Origin of the sequence: Streptomyces sp. NBC_01551 (assembly GCF_026339935.1) — a bacterium.
GTDB lineage: Bacteria > Actinomycetota > Actinomycetes > Streptomycetales > Streptomycetaceae > Streptomyces.
This window is the reverse complement of record NZ_JAPEPX010000001.1, coordinates 1,757,536-1,772,163: the sequence shown is the minus strand read 5'-3', so window position 1 is coordinate 1,772,163 and position 14,628 is coordinate 1,757,536. Positions and strand designations below refer to the sequence as shown.

General features: G+C 73.1%; 14 protein-coding genes. 6 read left to right on the top strand and 8 right to left on the bottom strand.

The features are described from left to right. The 3 genes from OG982_RS07920 to OG982_RS07910 all read left to right on the top strand — a co-directional run bounded on the left by OG982_RS07920 (position 1) and on the right by OG982_RS07910 (position 2,319). Positions 1–762: an SDR family oxidoreductase gene (locus OG982_RS07920; RefSeq protein WP_266788498.1), complete on the top strand. Its 762-nt coding sequence runs from the start codon at positions 1–3 to the stop codon at positions 760–762. A gap of 76 nt (positions 763–838) precedes the next feature. Continuing rightward, complete coding sequence (locus tag OG982_RS07915) at positions 839–1,699, top strand: PhzF family phenazine biosynthesis protein (RefSeq protein WP_266788500.1); 861 nt, start codon at positions 839–841, stop codon at positions 1,697–1,699. Further along, positions 1,696–2,319, top strand: a complete 624-nt coding sequence (locus OG982_RS07910) for a GNAT family N-acetyltransferase (protein ID WP_266788502.1) — start codon at positions 1,696–1,698, stop codon at positions 2,317–2,319. The genes OG982_RS07915 and OG982_RS07910 overlap by 4 nt, the downstream gene beginning before the upstream one ends. Positions 2,320–2,401: 82 nt before the next feature. Here the strand turns inward: OG982_RS07910 and efeU are convergent, their stop codons facing one another. The 6 genes from efeU to OG982_RS07880 form a co-directional block, all read right to left on the bottom strand. Continuing rightward, on the bottom strand, positions 2,402–3,262 hold the full coding sequence (efeU, locus tag OG982_RS07905; RefSeq protein ID WP_266788504.1) for an iron uptake transporter permease EfeU: 861 nt from the start codon (positions 3,260–3,262) through the stop codon (positions 2,402–2,404). 21 nt (positions 3,263–3,283) lie between these two features. Then, positions 3,284–4,579 carry an iron uptake transporter deferrochelatase/peroxidase subunit gene (gene efeB, locus OG982_RS07900; protein ID WP_266788506.1) on the bottom strand — a complete coding sequence of 432 codons (1,296 nt, stop codon included), beginning with the start codon at positions 4,577–4,579 and terminating at the stop codon, positions 3,284–3,286. Between the two features lie 30 nt (positions 4,580–4,609). Beyond that, positions 4,610–5,764, bottom strand: a complete 1,155-nt coding sequence (efeO, locus tag OG982_RS07895) for an iron uptake system protein EfeO (protein ID WP_266788508.1) — start codon at positions 5,762–5,764, stop codon at positions 4,610–4,612. Positions 5,765–5,951: 187 nt separating this feature from the next. Then, positions 5,952–6,779 carry a heme ABC transporter ATP-binding protein gene (locus tag OG982_RS07890; RefSeq protein ID WP_266788510.1) on the bottom strand — a complete coding sequence of 276 codons (828 nt, stop codon included), beginning with the start codon at positions 6,777–6,779 and terminating at the stop codon, positions 5,952–5,954. Then, positions 6,776–7,786, bottom strand: a complete 1,011-nt coding sequence (locus OG982_RS07885; RefSeq protein WP_266792124.1) for an iron ABC transporter permease — start codon at positions 7,784–7,786, stop codon at positions 6,776–6,778. The genes OG982_RS07890 and OG982_RS07885 overlap by 4 nt, the downstream gene beginning before the upstream one ends. Before the next feature lie 91 nt (positions 7,787–7,877). Then, positions 7,878–8,900, bottom strand: coding sequence for a hemin ABC transporter substrate-binding protein (locus OG982_RS07880; protein WP_266788512.1), 1,023 nt, complete (start codon positions 8,898–8,900; stop codon positions 7,878–7,880). Between the two features lie 177 nt (positions 8,901–9,077). Between OG982_RS07880 and OG982_RS07875 the strand changes: the two genes are divergently transcribed. From OG982_RS07875 to OG982_RS07865, 3 genes are read left to right on the top strand one after another with little or no spacing between them, the layout of a single operon-like run. Next, positions 9,078–10,631 (top strand): HtaA domain-containing protein, encoded by a 1,554-nt coding sequence (locus OG982_RS07875; protein ID WP_266788513.1) that lies wholly within the window; start codon positions 9,078–9,080, stop codon positions 10,629–10,631. Between the two features lie 58 nt (positions 10,632–10,689). Continuing rightward, the gene (locus tag OG982_RS07870) at positions 10,690–12,159 is read left to right on the top strand and encodes an HtaA domain-containing protein (protein WP_266788514.1); all 1,470 of its coding nucleotides are present in this window, start codon (positions 10,690–10,692) and stop codon (positions 12,157–12,159) included. A 19-nt stretch (positions 12,160–12,178) separates the two neighbouring features. After that, complete coding sequence (locus OG982_RS07865) at positions 12,179–12,829, top strand: PhzF family phenazine biosynthesis protein (RefSeq protein ID WP_266788515.1); 651 nt, start codon at positions 12,179–12,181, stop codon at positions 12,827–12,829. Positions 12,830–12,902: 73 nt separating this feature from the next. On the opposite strand, the gene OG982_RS07860 is transcribed toward OG982_RS07865, so the two are convergent. Together OG982_RS07860 and map are read right to left on the bottom strand one after the other, a co-directional pair. After that, positions 12,903–13,550 (bottom strand): heme oxygenase (biliverdin-producing), encoded by a 648-nt coding sequence (locus OG982_RS07860; RefSeq protein WP_266788517.1) that lies wholly within the window; start codon positions 13,548–13,550, stop codon positions 12,903–12,905. A gap of 149 nt (positions 13,551–13,699) precedes the next feature. Beyond that, the gene (map, locus tag OG982_RS07855) at positions 13,700–14,557 is read right to left on the bottom strand and encodes a type I methionyl aminopeptidase (RefSeq protein ID WP_266788518.1); all 858 of its coding nucleotides are present in this window, start codon (positions 14,555–14,557) and stop codon (positions 13,700–13,702) included. Positions 14,558–14,628: the final 71 nt, after the last annotated feature.

The following is a 14,628-nucleotide window of genomic DNA, read 5'->3' as shown; positions in this document are numbered from 1 at the left end:
ATGGACGAAGCTGGGAAGAAGATCGCTGTAGTCACCGGGGCCGGCTCCGGAATCGGGCGCTCCGTGGCGCTCACCCTGGCCGCCGCGGGCTGGTCGGTGGCCGTGGCCGGCCGCCGGACCGAGCCGCTGGAGGCGACCGCCGCGGCGGCCGGGGACGGCGCGGACGTGCTGTGCGTACGGGCGGACGTGAGCGATCCGGGTGACGTGGCCGCGCTCTTCTCGGCGGTACGGGACCGGTACGGGCGCCTCGACCTGCTCTTCAACAACGCGGGCACCTTCGGCCCGGCCGGGGTCGCGCTGGAGGACATCGCCTACGAGGACTGGCGCTCGGTCGTGGACGTCAACCTGACGGGGGCTTTCCTCTGCGCGCAGGCGGCCTTCCGGGTGATGAAGGCGCAGGATCCGCAGGGCGGCCGCATCATCAACAACGGCTCGATCTCGGCGCACGTGCCCCGGCCGAACTCGATCGCCTACACGGCGACCAAGCACGCGATGACCGGGCTGACGAAGTCGCTGTCGCTGGACGGGCGGCCGTACCGGATCGCGTGCGGGCAGATCGACATCGGCAACGCGGCGACCGAGATGACCGAGCGGATGCAGAGCGGGATCCTCCAGGCCAACGGGCAGCTGGCGGTGGAGCCGGTGATGGACGCGGCCGACGTGGCGCGGACGGTGCTGCACATGGCGGAGCTGCCGCTGGAGGCGAACGTGCAGTTCGCGACGGTGATGGCGACGGCGATGCCGTACATCGGGCGGGGCTAGCGGGTGTCCGCGGGGCCGCCGCGCGGGTTCGCGCGGCGGCGGGAATGCCTGCCCCGGTGGGGCGGTTGAGCCGATCATGACGACCGAGGTACTGCGCTACACCGCCTTCTCCGACGACCCGGCCGGCGGCAACCCCGCCGGGGTCGTCCTCGACGCGTCCGGGCTCGACGACGCCGCGATGCTGGGGATCGCCGCCGAGCTGGGCTACAGCGAGACCGCCTTCCTGACCGCGCCCCCGGACGGGTTGGCCGCGGCGCCCGGGCGGGCCTTCACCGTGCGCTACTTCAGCCCGAAGGCGGAGGTCCCCTTCTGCGGGCACGCCACCGTGGCCACCGCCGTGGCGCTGGCCGAGCGGATCGGCCCCGGCGAGCTGGTGTTCGCGACCCGCGCCGGGACGGTGCCGGTGTCGGTCGAGACGGCCGGCGGCGCGCCGCGCGCGGTGCTGACCAGCGTGGCGCCGCACGTCGAGGAGATCTCCCCGGCGGACCTCGCCGAGGCACTGGCCGCGCTGGACTGGCCGGCCGCCGACCTGGACCCGGCGATCCAGCCCCGGATCGCCTACGCGGGGGCCCGGCACCTGGTGCTCGGCGCCGGCACCCGGGCCCGGCTCGCGGACCTCGCCTACGACTTCACCCGGCTGGAGGCGCTGATGCGGCGCCTGGACCTGACCACGGTCCAGCTGGTGTACCGCGAGGGCCCGGCGCTGTTCCACGTACGGAACCCGTTCCCCGTCGGCGGCGTCGTCGAGGACCCCGCCACCGGGGCCGCGGCGGCCGCGTTCGGGGCGTACGCCCGCGATCGGGGCCTGGTCCCGGCCGACGCGGTGCTCACCCTCCACCAGGGCGAGGACATGGGCCGCCCCGGGGTGCTGACGGTGGAGCTGCGGTCCGGGGACCCGCGCGTCCGCGTCGGCGGCGCGGGCACGAGGATCGCATGACGCCGCCTCCCGAGCCGCCGCCTCCCGGACCGCCGGGCCCCGCTCCGGCGCAGGGCCCCGCCATGGAGGTCCTCGTCTTCGCCGAGGCCGAGGTGCCCGCCGGGCTCGCCGGGCAGGTCGCGGCCCTGGAGGGCGAGGCCTGGCCCGGCGCCACACCCGGGCACGACCCGGCCCTCGCCCCGCGCGCGCTGCTGCTCGTCGCGGCCGACGGCACCGTGGCCGCCTCGCTGGCGCTGCTGTTCAAGGAGGTCCGGCACGCGGGACGGACGTACCGCGCGGCCGGGCTGAGCGCCGTGGTCACCCGGAAGGCGCTGCGCGGCCGGGGCCACGGCGCCCTGCTCGTCGCGGCCGCGCGCCGCGAACTGGCCGCCGTACCGGGGCTGGACCTGGTGCTGTTCAGCTGCGACCGGCCGCTGGCGCCGTTCTACGAGGCCGCCGGGTTCACCCGGCTGCCGGGGGCCGTCCTGGTGGGCGGAACGCCCGCGGACCCCCTGGCCACGGACGAGCCCGGCTTCGACAAGGAGGTCCTGGCGGAGTTCCTCGCCCCGGACGCCGGGGCCGCCGCGTTCGAGGGGACCCGCATCGCCCTGTACCCGGGGCCCGTCGACCGTTTGTGGTGACGGCGGGCCCGCACACGCCGACGGGGCCCGGACCGAGCTGGTCCGGGCCCCGTCGGGCATCCGCCACGACCGGCGGCGAGACTTACGCCTCGCGCCCGGCCCCGGTGTCCTGCGGGGCGGCCGGCGCGGGCGCGGCCGGACGCCGGGTCAGACCCGGCGCGAGGAACAGGAACAGCGTCGGGACCAGGTAGGCCACCCACACCGCGACCTGGAGCCAGGTCGGATCCGGCTGGAAGTTGAACGTGCCCTTCAGCAGCGTCCCGTACCAGCTGTCCGGCGGGATCGTGGCGCTGATGTCGAAGGCCTTGTTCGTCAGGCCGGGCACGAAGTCCGCCTCCTGGAGGTCGTGGACCCCGTACGCGAGCACGCCCGCCGCGACCACGACGAGCATCCCGCCGGTCCACTTGAAGAACTTGGCCAGGTTGATCTTCAGGGCGCCCCGGTAGAACAGCCAGCCCAGCACGATCGCCGACGCGATGCCCAGCAGCACGCCCGTCAGCGGGCCCGCGCCGTCACCGGCCGCCTTCACCGAGCGCCACACGAACAGCGAGGTCTCCAGGCCCTCCCGGCCGACGGCCAGGAACGCGGTGGTGACCAGCGCGCCGGTGCCCATCGCGAGGGCCGCGTCCAGCTTCCCGTGCAGTTCGGCCTTCAGGTGCCGCGCGGTGCGCTTCATCCAGAAGACCATCCAGGTCACCAGACCCACGGCGATGATCGACAGCGAGCCGCCGATCGCCTCCTGCGCCTGGAACGTGAGCTCCTGCGTGCCGAATTCCAGCGCCGCGCCGAACGCCAGGCTCAGCGCCGCCGCCAGGCCCACACCGGCCCACAGCGGGGCCAGCTTGTCCTTGTGCCCGGTCTTGACCAGGTAGGCGACGAGGATGCAGACGACCAGGCTGGCCTCCAGCCCCTCGCGCAGACCGATCAGATAATTGCTGAACACGTGGTTTCCCCTTGTCCGCGACTACGACAACAGCGCCCGGCCCCACCAGTCGTCCGCGTCGCGGACGCCCGGCGGGACGGCGAAGACGGCCGAACCCACGTGCTGGATGTATTCGTTGAGTACGTCGGACTTCGCCAGGTTGCGCTGGATCGGCACGAAGCCCTTGCGGACGTCCCGCTGGTAGGCCAGGAAGAACAGGCCCGCGTCGAGGCGGCCCAGCCCGTCCGTGCCGTCCGTGAAGGAGTAGCCGCGGCGCAGGATCGTCGCGCCGTCGTTGGTGTCCGGGTGGGCGAGGCGCACGTGCGCCTCCGGCTTCATCGCCTTCAGGAACGGCTCGTCGCGCTCCTTGGACTTGCCGACCGGGGCACCCTCGGCCTTGTCGCGGCCGAAGATGTCCTCCTGCTCCTGGAGCGGGGTGCGGTCCCAGATCTCGATGTTCATCCGGATCCGGCGGGCGACCAGGTACGAGCCGCCGACCATCCAGGACGAGGCGCCCGGGGCGTCCGTGGCGGACACCCACACGTGCTTGTCCAGGGCCGCGGTGTCGGTGCCCGAGATGTTCCGGGTGCCGTCCTTGAAGCCCATCATGTTGCGCGGCGTCTGCTCCTCGGGGGTGGTCGAGGAGGTCTTGCCGAAGCCGAGCTGCGACCAGCGCATCACGGTCTTGCCGAAGCCGATCCGGGCGAGCTGGCGGATCGCGTGCACCGCGACCTGCGGGTCGTCCGCGCAGGCCTGCACGCAGAGGTCGCCGCCGCTGCGCACCGGGTCCAGGTTGTCGCCGGGGAACAGCTCCAGGTCGATCAGGGCCTCGGGGCGCCTGTCCTCCAGACCGAACCGGCCCTTGGCGAACAGCGAGGGGCCGAAGCCGACGGTCAGCGTCAGCCGGTTCGGCTTGAGGCCGAGGGCCTCGCCGGTGTCGTCCGGCGGGGCCTCGGGGAGGCCGCCGACGGCGCCCTCCCCGACCGGGAGGCCGGCGGTCATCCGCTCGGCCGCCCGGGTCCAGTCCTGGAGGAGCCGGACGAGTTCGGCGCGGTCCTTCGTCTTCACGTCGAACGCCGCGAAGTGCAGCCGGTCCTGGACGGCGCTGGCGATACCGGCCTGGTGCGCGCCGTGGAACGGCACCGCCTCGCCGGTCATCCCGGCCGGGACGGTGCCGGTGCCGCTGGTGAGCGCGGCCACGGTGCCGCCCGCCGCGGCGGCGCCGAGCGCGAGCCCGGCGCCGCCCCAGCCGAGCACGGCCCGACGGGAGGGCGCGCCGGTGGTGTTCCCGTCGCCCTCGGGGCCGGGGCTGGTGCTGCTGTTGGTTTCGTCTGACATGACGGACACCTCTGATGCCGGTGGTGCGGGCTACTTGACGACGGCGGCGGCCAGCTTGGACAGCGGCTCCCCGAGGGCGCTGACGGCGTCCGACAGCTCCTTGCGCTGGTCGTCCTTGACCGTGTCGTACGACTGGAAGTCGTAGCCCGACTTGTCGGCCCGGTACTTGTCGAGCAGCGTGGTCATCGCGGCGAACTGCTTGTCGAGCTCGCCGGCCAGGGCCGGGTCGTTCTTCGCGGCGACCGGCTTGAGCAGCTCGTACGCCTTCTGCGCGCCCTCGATGTTGGCCTTGAAGTCGACCAGGTCGGTGCGGCTGTAGCGCTCTTCCTCACCGGTGACCTTGCCGCTGGCGACCTCGTCGAGGAGCTCCTTGGCGCCGTTGGCCATCGAGGTCGGGGTGATCTCCGCCGTGCCGATCTTCTTCGTCCAGTCGGTGAGGTCGGCCATCAGGGTGTCGGCGAGCTTCTTCTCGGTGTCACCGATCTTGTTGTCGGCCCACAGGGACTTCTCCAGGCGGTGCCAGCCGGTCCAGTCCTTCGCCGGGTCCTGGCCCGCCTCCAGGCCGTCCTCGCGGACGTCGATCTTCGGGTCGATGTCACCGAAGGACTCGGCGACCGGCTCGGTGCGCTCCCAGCCGATGCGGGACGGCGCGTACGCCTTCTTGGCGGCCTCGACGTCACCGGCCTTGACGGCGTCCACGAAGGCCTGCGCCTTGGGGAGGGTCTCGTCGGCCTGCTGCTGGACGTACGTGCGGTACGCGGCGACCGCGGCGTCCAGTGCGGGGTCGCGCTTCTCGGTGGAGCCCTTGCCGGTGGCCTTGACCTGCTGCTTGATGCCGTCGCCCGTCATGCCGGGCTTGCAGGCGATCTCGTAGTCGCCGGCCTTGATCTCGGCGGTGATGGAGGCCTTGGTGCCCGGGCCGATGTTCTCGCGCTCGGTGACGATGCGGCCGTCAGGGAAGAGGACGTACACCTCGGTGACCTTGGAGCCCTTGTTCTCGACCTCGATGGTCGCCTTGCCCGCCGGGAACTCCTTCTTGGAGACCTCGCACGCGGAGTCGGTGGCGCTCACGTGGATCGCGCCGTCGCCGCCGGCGGAGTCGCTCTTCTCGGCGCAGCCGGTGACGGCGGTGAGCGCGGCCGCGACGGCGGCCGCGGTGAGAACGGAGAGGCGGGCGGGGCGCATAGGGAGCTCCTGGGCTTCGGACGTGGGGCCTTCCCGGAGGGGAGTGGCCAGTGAGGCGGACCTAACTTAACCGAGGCTTACCTGACCCATACCGCCGCGTCCAGTGATTCAGCGCACACAGTCGAAGGGCGGACACGGGGCCGTCACGGAGCCCTCATGACGACCCCATGGCAGGGTCAAGCGGAGGTCAAGCCCGGACCGGGACCACCAGCGGGGCGCCCGTCCGGGGGTGCGGAAGGACTTCCACCGGCTGCCGGTACACGCGGCTCAGCAGCGCGTCCTCGAACACCTCGGCCGGCGGGCCGTCCGCCGCGATCCGGCCGTCGTGCAGGACGGCGGCCCGGTCCGCGTACGCGGCAGCCAGGCCCAGGTCGTGCAGGACGACGATCACCGCGTCCCCGGCCGCGGCCCGCTCCCGGCAGATCCGCAGGACCAGCTCCTGGTGGCGCAGGTCGAGGGCGGCGGTGGGTTCGTCGAGCAGCAGCAGCGGGGCCCCCTGGGCGAGCACACGGGCCAGCGCGACCCGGGCGCGTTCGCCTCCGGAGAGCGCCGAGAAGGGGCGCTCGGCGAAGCCGGTCACCTCGGTCGCGGCCATCGCGGCGGCGATCGCCTCCTCGTCGGCGTCGGCGTACGGGGTGCCCGCCCACGGGGCGCGGCCCATCCGCACGACGTCCGCCACGGGGAAGGGGAACGACAGCGCGGCCGACTGGGGGAGCACCGATCGGCGCAGCGCGAGGTCCGGGGCCGACCAGTCGCCCACCGGGCGCCCGTCGATCCGTACCACCCCGGAAGCCGCCGGAAGGTCCGCGGCGAGCGCGGCCAGCAGCGTGGACTTGCCCGCGCCGTTCGGCCCGACCAGGGCCAGCACCTCGCCGGCCCGGGCCGTCAGTTCGATGCCGGCCAGCACCTCGCGCTGCCCGAGCCGTACGTGGAGGTCCGCGGCCTGCGCGAGCGGCGCGCCGGGCGCGGGCCGGGCCGGGACCGTCCGCTTGTTCCTCCTGAACAGGACGTTCACGCCCAGCCCCCTTGCTTGCGGCGGGTCCGACGCAGCAGCCAGAAGAAGAAGGGGCTGCCGATCAGCGCGGTCAGCACACCGAGCGGCAGCTCGGCCGGCGCGGCGATCGTCCGCGCGGCCAGATCGCCCGCGAGCAGGACCACGGCGCCGGCCAGGGCGCTGCCCGGCACCAGGAAGCGGTGCCCGGGGCCGTTGGCCATCCGCAGCAGGTGCGGCACCAGCAGCCCGACGAAGGTGATCACTCCGGCGACGGCGACGGCGGCCGCCGTGAGCAGCGCGACCACCAGGATCAGGGCGAGCCGCAGCCGCTCGACGTCGATGCCGAGATGGCGGGCGGGGCGCTCGCCGAGGGCGAGCAGGTCCAGCTTGCGCGCGTAGAGAGGGGCGATCAGCAGGCCGGCGAGGGCGCAGGGCAGCACGGCGAGCACCTTGGGCCAGGTGGCCTGGGCGAGGGAGCCGAGCTGCCAGAAGGTGATCTGGTTGACCTGACCGCTGTCCGCGAAGAACACGAACAGGCCGATCAGGGCGCCGGCGAAGGCGTTCACCGCGATGCCCGTGAGGATCAGCGTGACGACCTCGGTCTTGCCGCCGTTGCGCGACAGCACGTACACCGAGCCCACCGTCACCAGGCCGGAGACGAACGCGCACGCGGTGATGGTCCAGTTGCCGAGGAAGCTGAGGCCGAGACCGATCGCGGCGACCGCGCCGACGGCCGCGCCGGCCGAGATGCCGATGACACCCGGCTCGGCGAGCGGATTGCCGAACACCCCCTGCATCAGGGCGCCCGCGCAGCCGAGGCTCGACCCGACGAGCAGCGCGAGCACCACGCGCGGCAGCCGTACGTTCCACAGCACGCTCTCCCCGACCCGGTCGAGGGCGGCCCCGCCGAGGCCCAACCGGTGCTGCACGGAGGCGAGTACGTCCCCGGTGGGGATCTCGTACGCGCCGATGCCCGCGGACAGCAGCGCGACGACGAGCAGGGTGCCCGCGAGGGCGGCGGTGAGCAGCGCGGCGCCGCGCCGCTTGCGGACGGGCGGCCGCGCGGGCGGCAGCTCCGTGTTCCGGCCGGCCAGGCCGACGGTGTTGGGGAGGGTCACGTCAGGCCTTGCCGTAGAGCTGGTCGATCAGCGAGGTCAGCACCTGGTCGGTGCGCGGGCCGTAGTTGAGGAGGACGCCGTCGTCCACCGCGACCACGCGGCGGTCCATGCCCGCCGGGGTCTGCGCGACGCCCGGGATCCTCACGAGGCCGTCCAGGCCGCCCACGGACTCCAGGCCCTTGGTCATGACGAGGATCGCGTCGGGCGCGGCGGCCGCCAGGGCCTCGCTGGTGATCGGCGTGAAGTCCTTGCCGAGCCCCGATGCCTTGCCGGTGTCGACCGCGCCCGCGGCCTCCAGCAGTGAGGCCGCGCCCGAGTCGGAGCCGCCCAGCAGGTAGACGGAGGCGGTGCCGCGCAGGTAGAGGAAGGCGACGCGGGGCTTCTTGCCGGAGGCGGCGGCCGGAATGTCCTTGCGGGCGGCGGCGATCCGCTCGGCGGTGCGCTCGTTCAGCCGCGCCCCCGCGTCCTTGACGCCCAGTGCGCCGGCCACGGTCTCGATGCGCTTCGGTACGTCGTCCAGGGACTTGGCCGGGGAGACCACGAGCAGCGGGATGCCCGCGTCGCGGATCTGCCGGATCGCCTCGGCGGGGCCGGAGGTGGTCTCGGCGAGGACCAGGGTCGGGCGCAGCGAGAGCACGCTCTCCGCCGAGACGTCGTGGCCCCGGGTCACGACCGGGAGCCCCGCCGCCTGTTCGAAGGTGGCGGTGATGTCGCGGGCCACGACCCGCTCGCCGAGCCCCAGGGTGTGGACGATCTCGTTCAGGCTGCCGGTCAGCGGGATCACCCGGTCCGCCGAGGTGACGCTCACCCGGGTGCCGTCCGCCGAGGCCACCGTCACCGGCAGGGCGGGTGCGGGGGCCGGGGTGAGCGGCTCGACCCGGTCCGGGATCGACGAGGCGGTGGGGGCGGGGGAGTTCGCCTGGGTGGCCGCACCTCCGCAGCCGGTCACGGCCAGTGCCAGCGCCAGGCCCGCGAGGGCGGCGGCGAGACGGGGGAAGCGGGGTGACGCGGCGGGCGTAGGCACGAGGGCACCGTCCTGATCGTCCGGCTGAGGGCTGGGCTGGGTGGGCCGGCTGGGCTGCGGGGGTGGTGGAGCGGGCTCCGGTTCCGGCCGAGGTTTCGGGGTCCCGGGGGTTCCTCACTCAACTGGTTTAGCTTAGGTTAGCCTAACCTTATTAGCCAGACCCTGGAGGGGGCATTCATGTCCGCAAGACCCGCCCGTGCTATCGCCGTCGCCCTGCTGGCGACCCTGGCGGCCTTGCTGACGGCCCTGGTTCCGGCCACCGCCGCGCACGCCGCGAGCCGTACCGTTCAGGGGGGTCGGCTCGACTGGGGCATCAAATCGTCATTCCAGAGTTACGTCACCGGTCCTGTCGCGAAAGGCGGTTTCAAGCTGAAGAACGGAGCCGCCACGGTCGGCGGCAGCCTCTTCCGCTTCCACTCGGCCACCGGCTCCTACGACCCCGACACCGGCGCCTTCGAGGCCTCGTTCAGCGGCGGAGTCCAATTCCAGGGCCACCAGAAGCCGGACGGCGCGTACGAACTGGACCTCAGCGTCAGCCGCCCCACCATCAAGATCAACGGCGGCAGCGGCACCCTCTACGCGGATGTCTCCAGCAAGGCCAAGGACACCGGCGTGGTCACCACCGAGTCCCAGGTGCCCTTCGCCTCGCTCGGCCTGGGCGGCGTCAACATGGCGGGCGGCGGCAGCCCGATCGCCCTGACCAACATCCCGGTCACCCTCACCGCCCAGGGCGCCAAGTCCTTCGCCGGCTACTACACGGCCGGCGCGCAGCTCGACCCGATCTCGCTCTCCGCCGACGTCAAGGCCGCGCCGGAGGGCGGGCAGTCCTCGGCGCCCGCCGGGTCGTCGCCGAGCGCGCAGCCGAGCGGGAGCGCGTCCCCGCAGGGCAGCCGGGCGCCGGGGGCCTTCGTCGACGCAGCCGTCGACTGGGGCGTGCGGCGCACCTTCCGCGAGTACGTCACCGGCTCCATCGGCCAGGGCAAGTGGACCCTCGCCGACGGCGCCCGGGACGGCGGCGCTCTGTTCCGCTTCGGGCAGGGCAAGGGCTCGTTCGACGGCGAGAAGGGCGCCCTGGACGCCGCGTTCGCCGGCACCGTCCACTTCACCGGCGCCCACCTCGACCTGAAGCTCGGCGCGGTGACCGCCAAGGTCCAAGGCGGCAGGGGCGTCCTGAGCGCGGACGTCACCACCGCGGGCGCGACGAAGAGCGCCGTCCCGCTGGTCGAGTTCGACGCCAAGGGCCTCAAGACCGAGGGCGGCCTCGCCACCCTCACCGAGGCCCCCGCCACCCTCACCGAGGACGGCTCCCGGGCCTTCAACTCCATGTACAAGGCGGGCACCGAGATGGACCCCGTCTCGCTCGCCGTCGCGCTGGACGCCGGCGCGCGCCTGCCGGCCCTTCCCGACCTCGGCTCCACGGCCTCCTCCTCCTCGGCGTCCGCCGCCGCGCCGGCCCCGGCGCGGAATGCGGCCGACGGGTCCTCGGACACCGGGACGTACATCGCCGTCGGCGTGGCCGTCCTGGTCCTGGCCGGCGGCGTCGCCTTCCTGACGCTCCGCAAGCGCCGCGAACCGGCGCCGGCCTCTGCCCCGGCTCCGGAGGACTCCGCCTCCGAGGGTTCGTCTTCCGCCGCCCCGGAAGCCGAGTCCCCGGACGCCGCCTCGGCGGACGGCTCCTCGACCTCCTCTTCCTCGCCCGAGCCGGGGCCCACGGACACCCCCCGGTCCTGACGGCCGGCGCTCACCCCACCCCCCTCCCTCCGTCCCCCGCCCCCAGGAGTACTCAGCCATGTCGTCCCAGCGCCGCTCCGTCGCCCTCGCGGCCGCCATCGCCACCCTGGCCGCCCTCGGCGCCACCGCCTTCATCCTGCCCGCGACGGCGAACGGCGGGGCCCCGGCCGCCGCTGCCGCTGCCGCCGCGCCGAGGCCGATCGTCGGCGGCACCCTCGACTGGGGCCTGCTGGAGCGGTACCGCACGTACATAGAGAAGACCGCCAAGGGCACGATCACCACCACGGACGGCGCCACGAGGAACGCGGACGGAACCTTCCGCTTCGCCTCGGCCACCGGCCAGTACGACGAGGGCACCCGCGTCGTGACCGCCGCCTTCAAGGGCACCGTCGTCTTCGACGCCTCCGCCCACGGGTTCGTCGTGAAGCTCGGCAACCTCCGTTTCGACACCGGGACGAAGAAGGTCACCGGCGACATCACCAAGAACGGGGTGCTCACCCCGAACGTGCCGCTCGCGGACGCGGCCTTCGCCGGCCCGGTGATGACCAAGCTGGAGACCACCCTCACCAAGGACGCCGCCGACCAGCTCGGCGCCCCGCAGTACGCGGGCCTGAAGGGCGACCCGCTGACGTCGGCGCTGGAGTTCGCGGCGCCCGAGCCCGGCCCGTCCGGCTCGACCTCCGCCTCGTCCTCCCCGGCGCCCACGAAGTCCCCGACGACGACCGCCTCGGCCCCGCCGGCCGACGGCCCGCAGCCCGTCCTGAGCGGCAAGCTGACCTGGGGCATCAAGGAGTCCTTCCGCACGTACGTGCAGGGCGCGGGCGGCACCATCACCCCGGCGGGCGGCGCGGCCAAGAGCGGCGACACGTTCTCCTTCGTGGCCGGCAAGGGCGAACTCGACGTCAAGAAGCGGAAGCTGAACGCCGCGTTCGAGGGCAACCTGCGCTTCCAGTTCGCGGCCCACGGCATCGACATGACCTTCGGCAACATCAAGGTGAACGCCGAGGGCGCCAAGGGCACGCTGCTCCTGGACGTGAAGAACGCCTCCGGCACCAAGACGGCCGTCCCCTTCGCCACCCTCGACCTCACGAAAGCCGACTACAAGACGAAGGGAGGCCTGCTCTCCCTGGGCGGGGTCCCGACCGCCCTGACGGCCGAGGGCGCGGCCGCCTTCACCAACGACACCAACGGCTCCATGTACAAGGCGGGCGACCGGATCGACGACGTCAACCTCGCCGTGGCCGTGGAGAAGGACGTCGTCCTGCCGACCGCCACGCCCACCAAGACGACGTCGACGGGCACGCCGACGTCGGGCACCACGACCGGCTCCACCGGCTCCACCGGCTCCACGGGTGGCACCGTGGGCGGCGGCGGCACGGTCGGCGGTGGCGGCAGCGTCGGCGGGAACCTGGCCGCCACCGGCGCCGAGATCCCCGCCGGGGCCCTGCTCGGCGCGTCCGGCACGGTGATCGCCGCCGGCGCCGGCGCGGTGTACCTCGCGCGCAGGCGGCGTACGGCCGGAAACTGAGCCGTGCTTGAATTCCCGCGTGAACGATCTGGACGTGATCAAGGTCTTCTGCGCGGGTGACGGCCGGTTCGGCAACCTGCTCGGAGTCGTACGCGACGGCCGGACCTGCCCGGACGACGCGTCCCGGCAGGCGCTGGCCGCCGAACTCGGCTACAGCGAGACGGTGTTCGTCGACGACCCCGAACGCGGGGTCGTCGACATCCGCACGCCCGGCACCCGGATGACCTTCGCGGGCCACCCGCTGGTCGGGGTCGCCTGGCTGCTGGACATCGAGGAGCTCCAACCGCCCGCCGGATCCGTATGGGCGCGCGACGACGGCGAGTTCACCTGGATCACCGCCCGCCCGGAGTGGGTCGAGGGCAAGCGCACCGAGCAGTACGCGAGCGCCGCCGAGGTCGAGGCGCTGCCGGCCCCGCCACCGGGAGAGGGCTGGCTGTACGCCTGGGCCTGGGAGGACGAGACGGCGGGGCGCGTGCGGGCCCGGGGCTTCCCGCGCCGGCCCGACGGGGCCATCGTCGAGGACGAGGCCACCGGTTCGGCGGCGATCTTGCTGACCGCCGAGCTGAACCGCGCCCTCAACATCACCCAGGGCGCCGGATCCCAGATCCTCACCGCCCCCGGCCCGGACGGCACGGTCGAGATAGGCGGCCGCGTCCGCTTCGCGAACTGAGCCGGGCCGCGGGGCCCGACGGCACAAGGGCGCGGGCCCGCAGGCCCGCGCCCTCCCCGGTCCGCCGCGGCGGCTACGCGCTCAGGCGGAACTGCTCGCCCAGCTGGTTGAAGACCGCCCCGTTGAAGTCGAAGGCGCGCTTGCACTCGTCGATGATGCGCTGCTTCTCCAGGTCGTCGGCGGCGATCGCGTCCAGCAGCTCGCGGTAGGTCCGCTTGAAGGCCGCCGGGTTGGAGATGTCCGCGAAGACGTAGAACCGCACGCCGTCGCCCTTGCGCTCGAAGCCCCAGGTGCGCTCGGCCTTGTCCCGGATGATCTGGCCGCCGGAGAGGTCGCCCAGGTACCGGGTGTAGTGGTGGGCGACGTACCCGCCCGGCCAGCCGGCCGCGCACTCGGCGACCCGGGCCGCGTACGCCTCGGTGGCGGGCAGCGCCACCAGCGACTCGCGCCACCCCGGTCCGCGCAGGTGCGCTAGGTCCCGCTCGATCTCGGCGACGCGCATCAGCTCGGGCCGGATGAAGGGCCCGGCGACCACGTCGTCCTTGAGGGACTCGGCCGCGTCCTCCAGGGCCCGGTAGACGAACCACAGCTGCTCGGTGTAGCGCGTGTAGGCGTCCACGCCGAGCCGGCCGCCCAGCAGGTCGCTCATGAACGTCGAGGTCTCCGCCTCGGTGTGCTGCTCGTGCGACGCGACGCGGATGACCGTCGAGAAGGCGTCCAAGGCGTACCTCCGGGGAGTCCAGAAAGCGAGGAGCAGGCGTGGCGGCACCGCCGCCACACCCGATCCTCCTACTTAGGTTTACCTAAGTCAATGTGTTCCCGACGCCTTGTCGGTAAAAACATCCGCCGCGCCGAACCGCGCGCTCCGCCCTACGGCAGCGTCAGGATCTCCGCCCCCGACTCGGTCACCACGAGGGTGTGCTCGAACTGCGCGGTGCGCTTGCGGTCCTTCGTGACGACCGTCCAGCCGTCGTCCCACATGTCGTACTCGTGCGTGCCCAGCGTCAGCATCGGCTCGATCGTGAAGGTCATGCCGGGCACGATCGTGGTCGTGGCGTGCGGGCTGTCGTAGTGCGGGATGATCAGGCCGGAGTGGAACGACGAGTTGATGCCGTGGCCGGTGAAGTCCCGGACCACGCCGTAGCCGAAGCGCTTCGCGTACGACTCGATGACCCGGCCGATGATGTTGATCTGGCGGCCCGGCTTCACGGCCTTGACGGCCCGGTTCAGCGACTCGCGGGTGCGCTCCACCAGCAGCCGCGACTCCTCGTCCACCTCGCCGCACAGGTAGGTGGCGTTGTTGTCGCCGTGCACGCCGCCGATGTACGCGGTCACGTCGAGGTTCACGATGTCGCCGTCCCGCAGGACGGTCGAGTCGGGGATCCCGTGGCAGATGACCTCGTTGACCGAGGAGCAAAGGGACTTGGGGAAGCCCCGGTAGCCCAGCGTCGAGGGGTAGGCGCCGTGGTCGCACATGTACTCGTGGGCGACCCGGTCCAGCTCATCGGTGGTCACCCCCGGGGCGACGAGCTTGGCGGCCTCTTCCATCGCCTGGGCGGCGATCCGGCCGGCGATGCGCATGGCCTCGATGGTCTCGGCCGACTGCACCTCCGGTCCGGTGTACGGAGTGGGCGCGGGCTTGCCCACGTACTCGGGCCGGCGGATGTTGCCGGGGACGGAACGGGCGGGGGAGAGCTCGCCGGGTACGAGCAGCGACTGGCCAGACATGCAAGCGAGTGTATCCAGCAGGGATGGGGCAGCATGGCGGCAGAGGAACGGTGACGAGAGGAGCCCGAGGA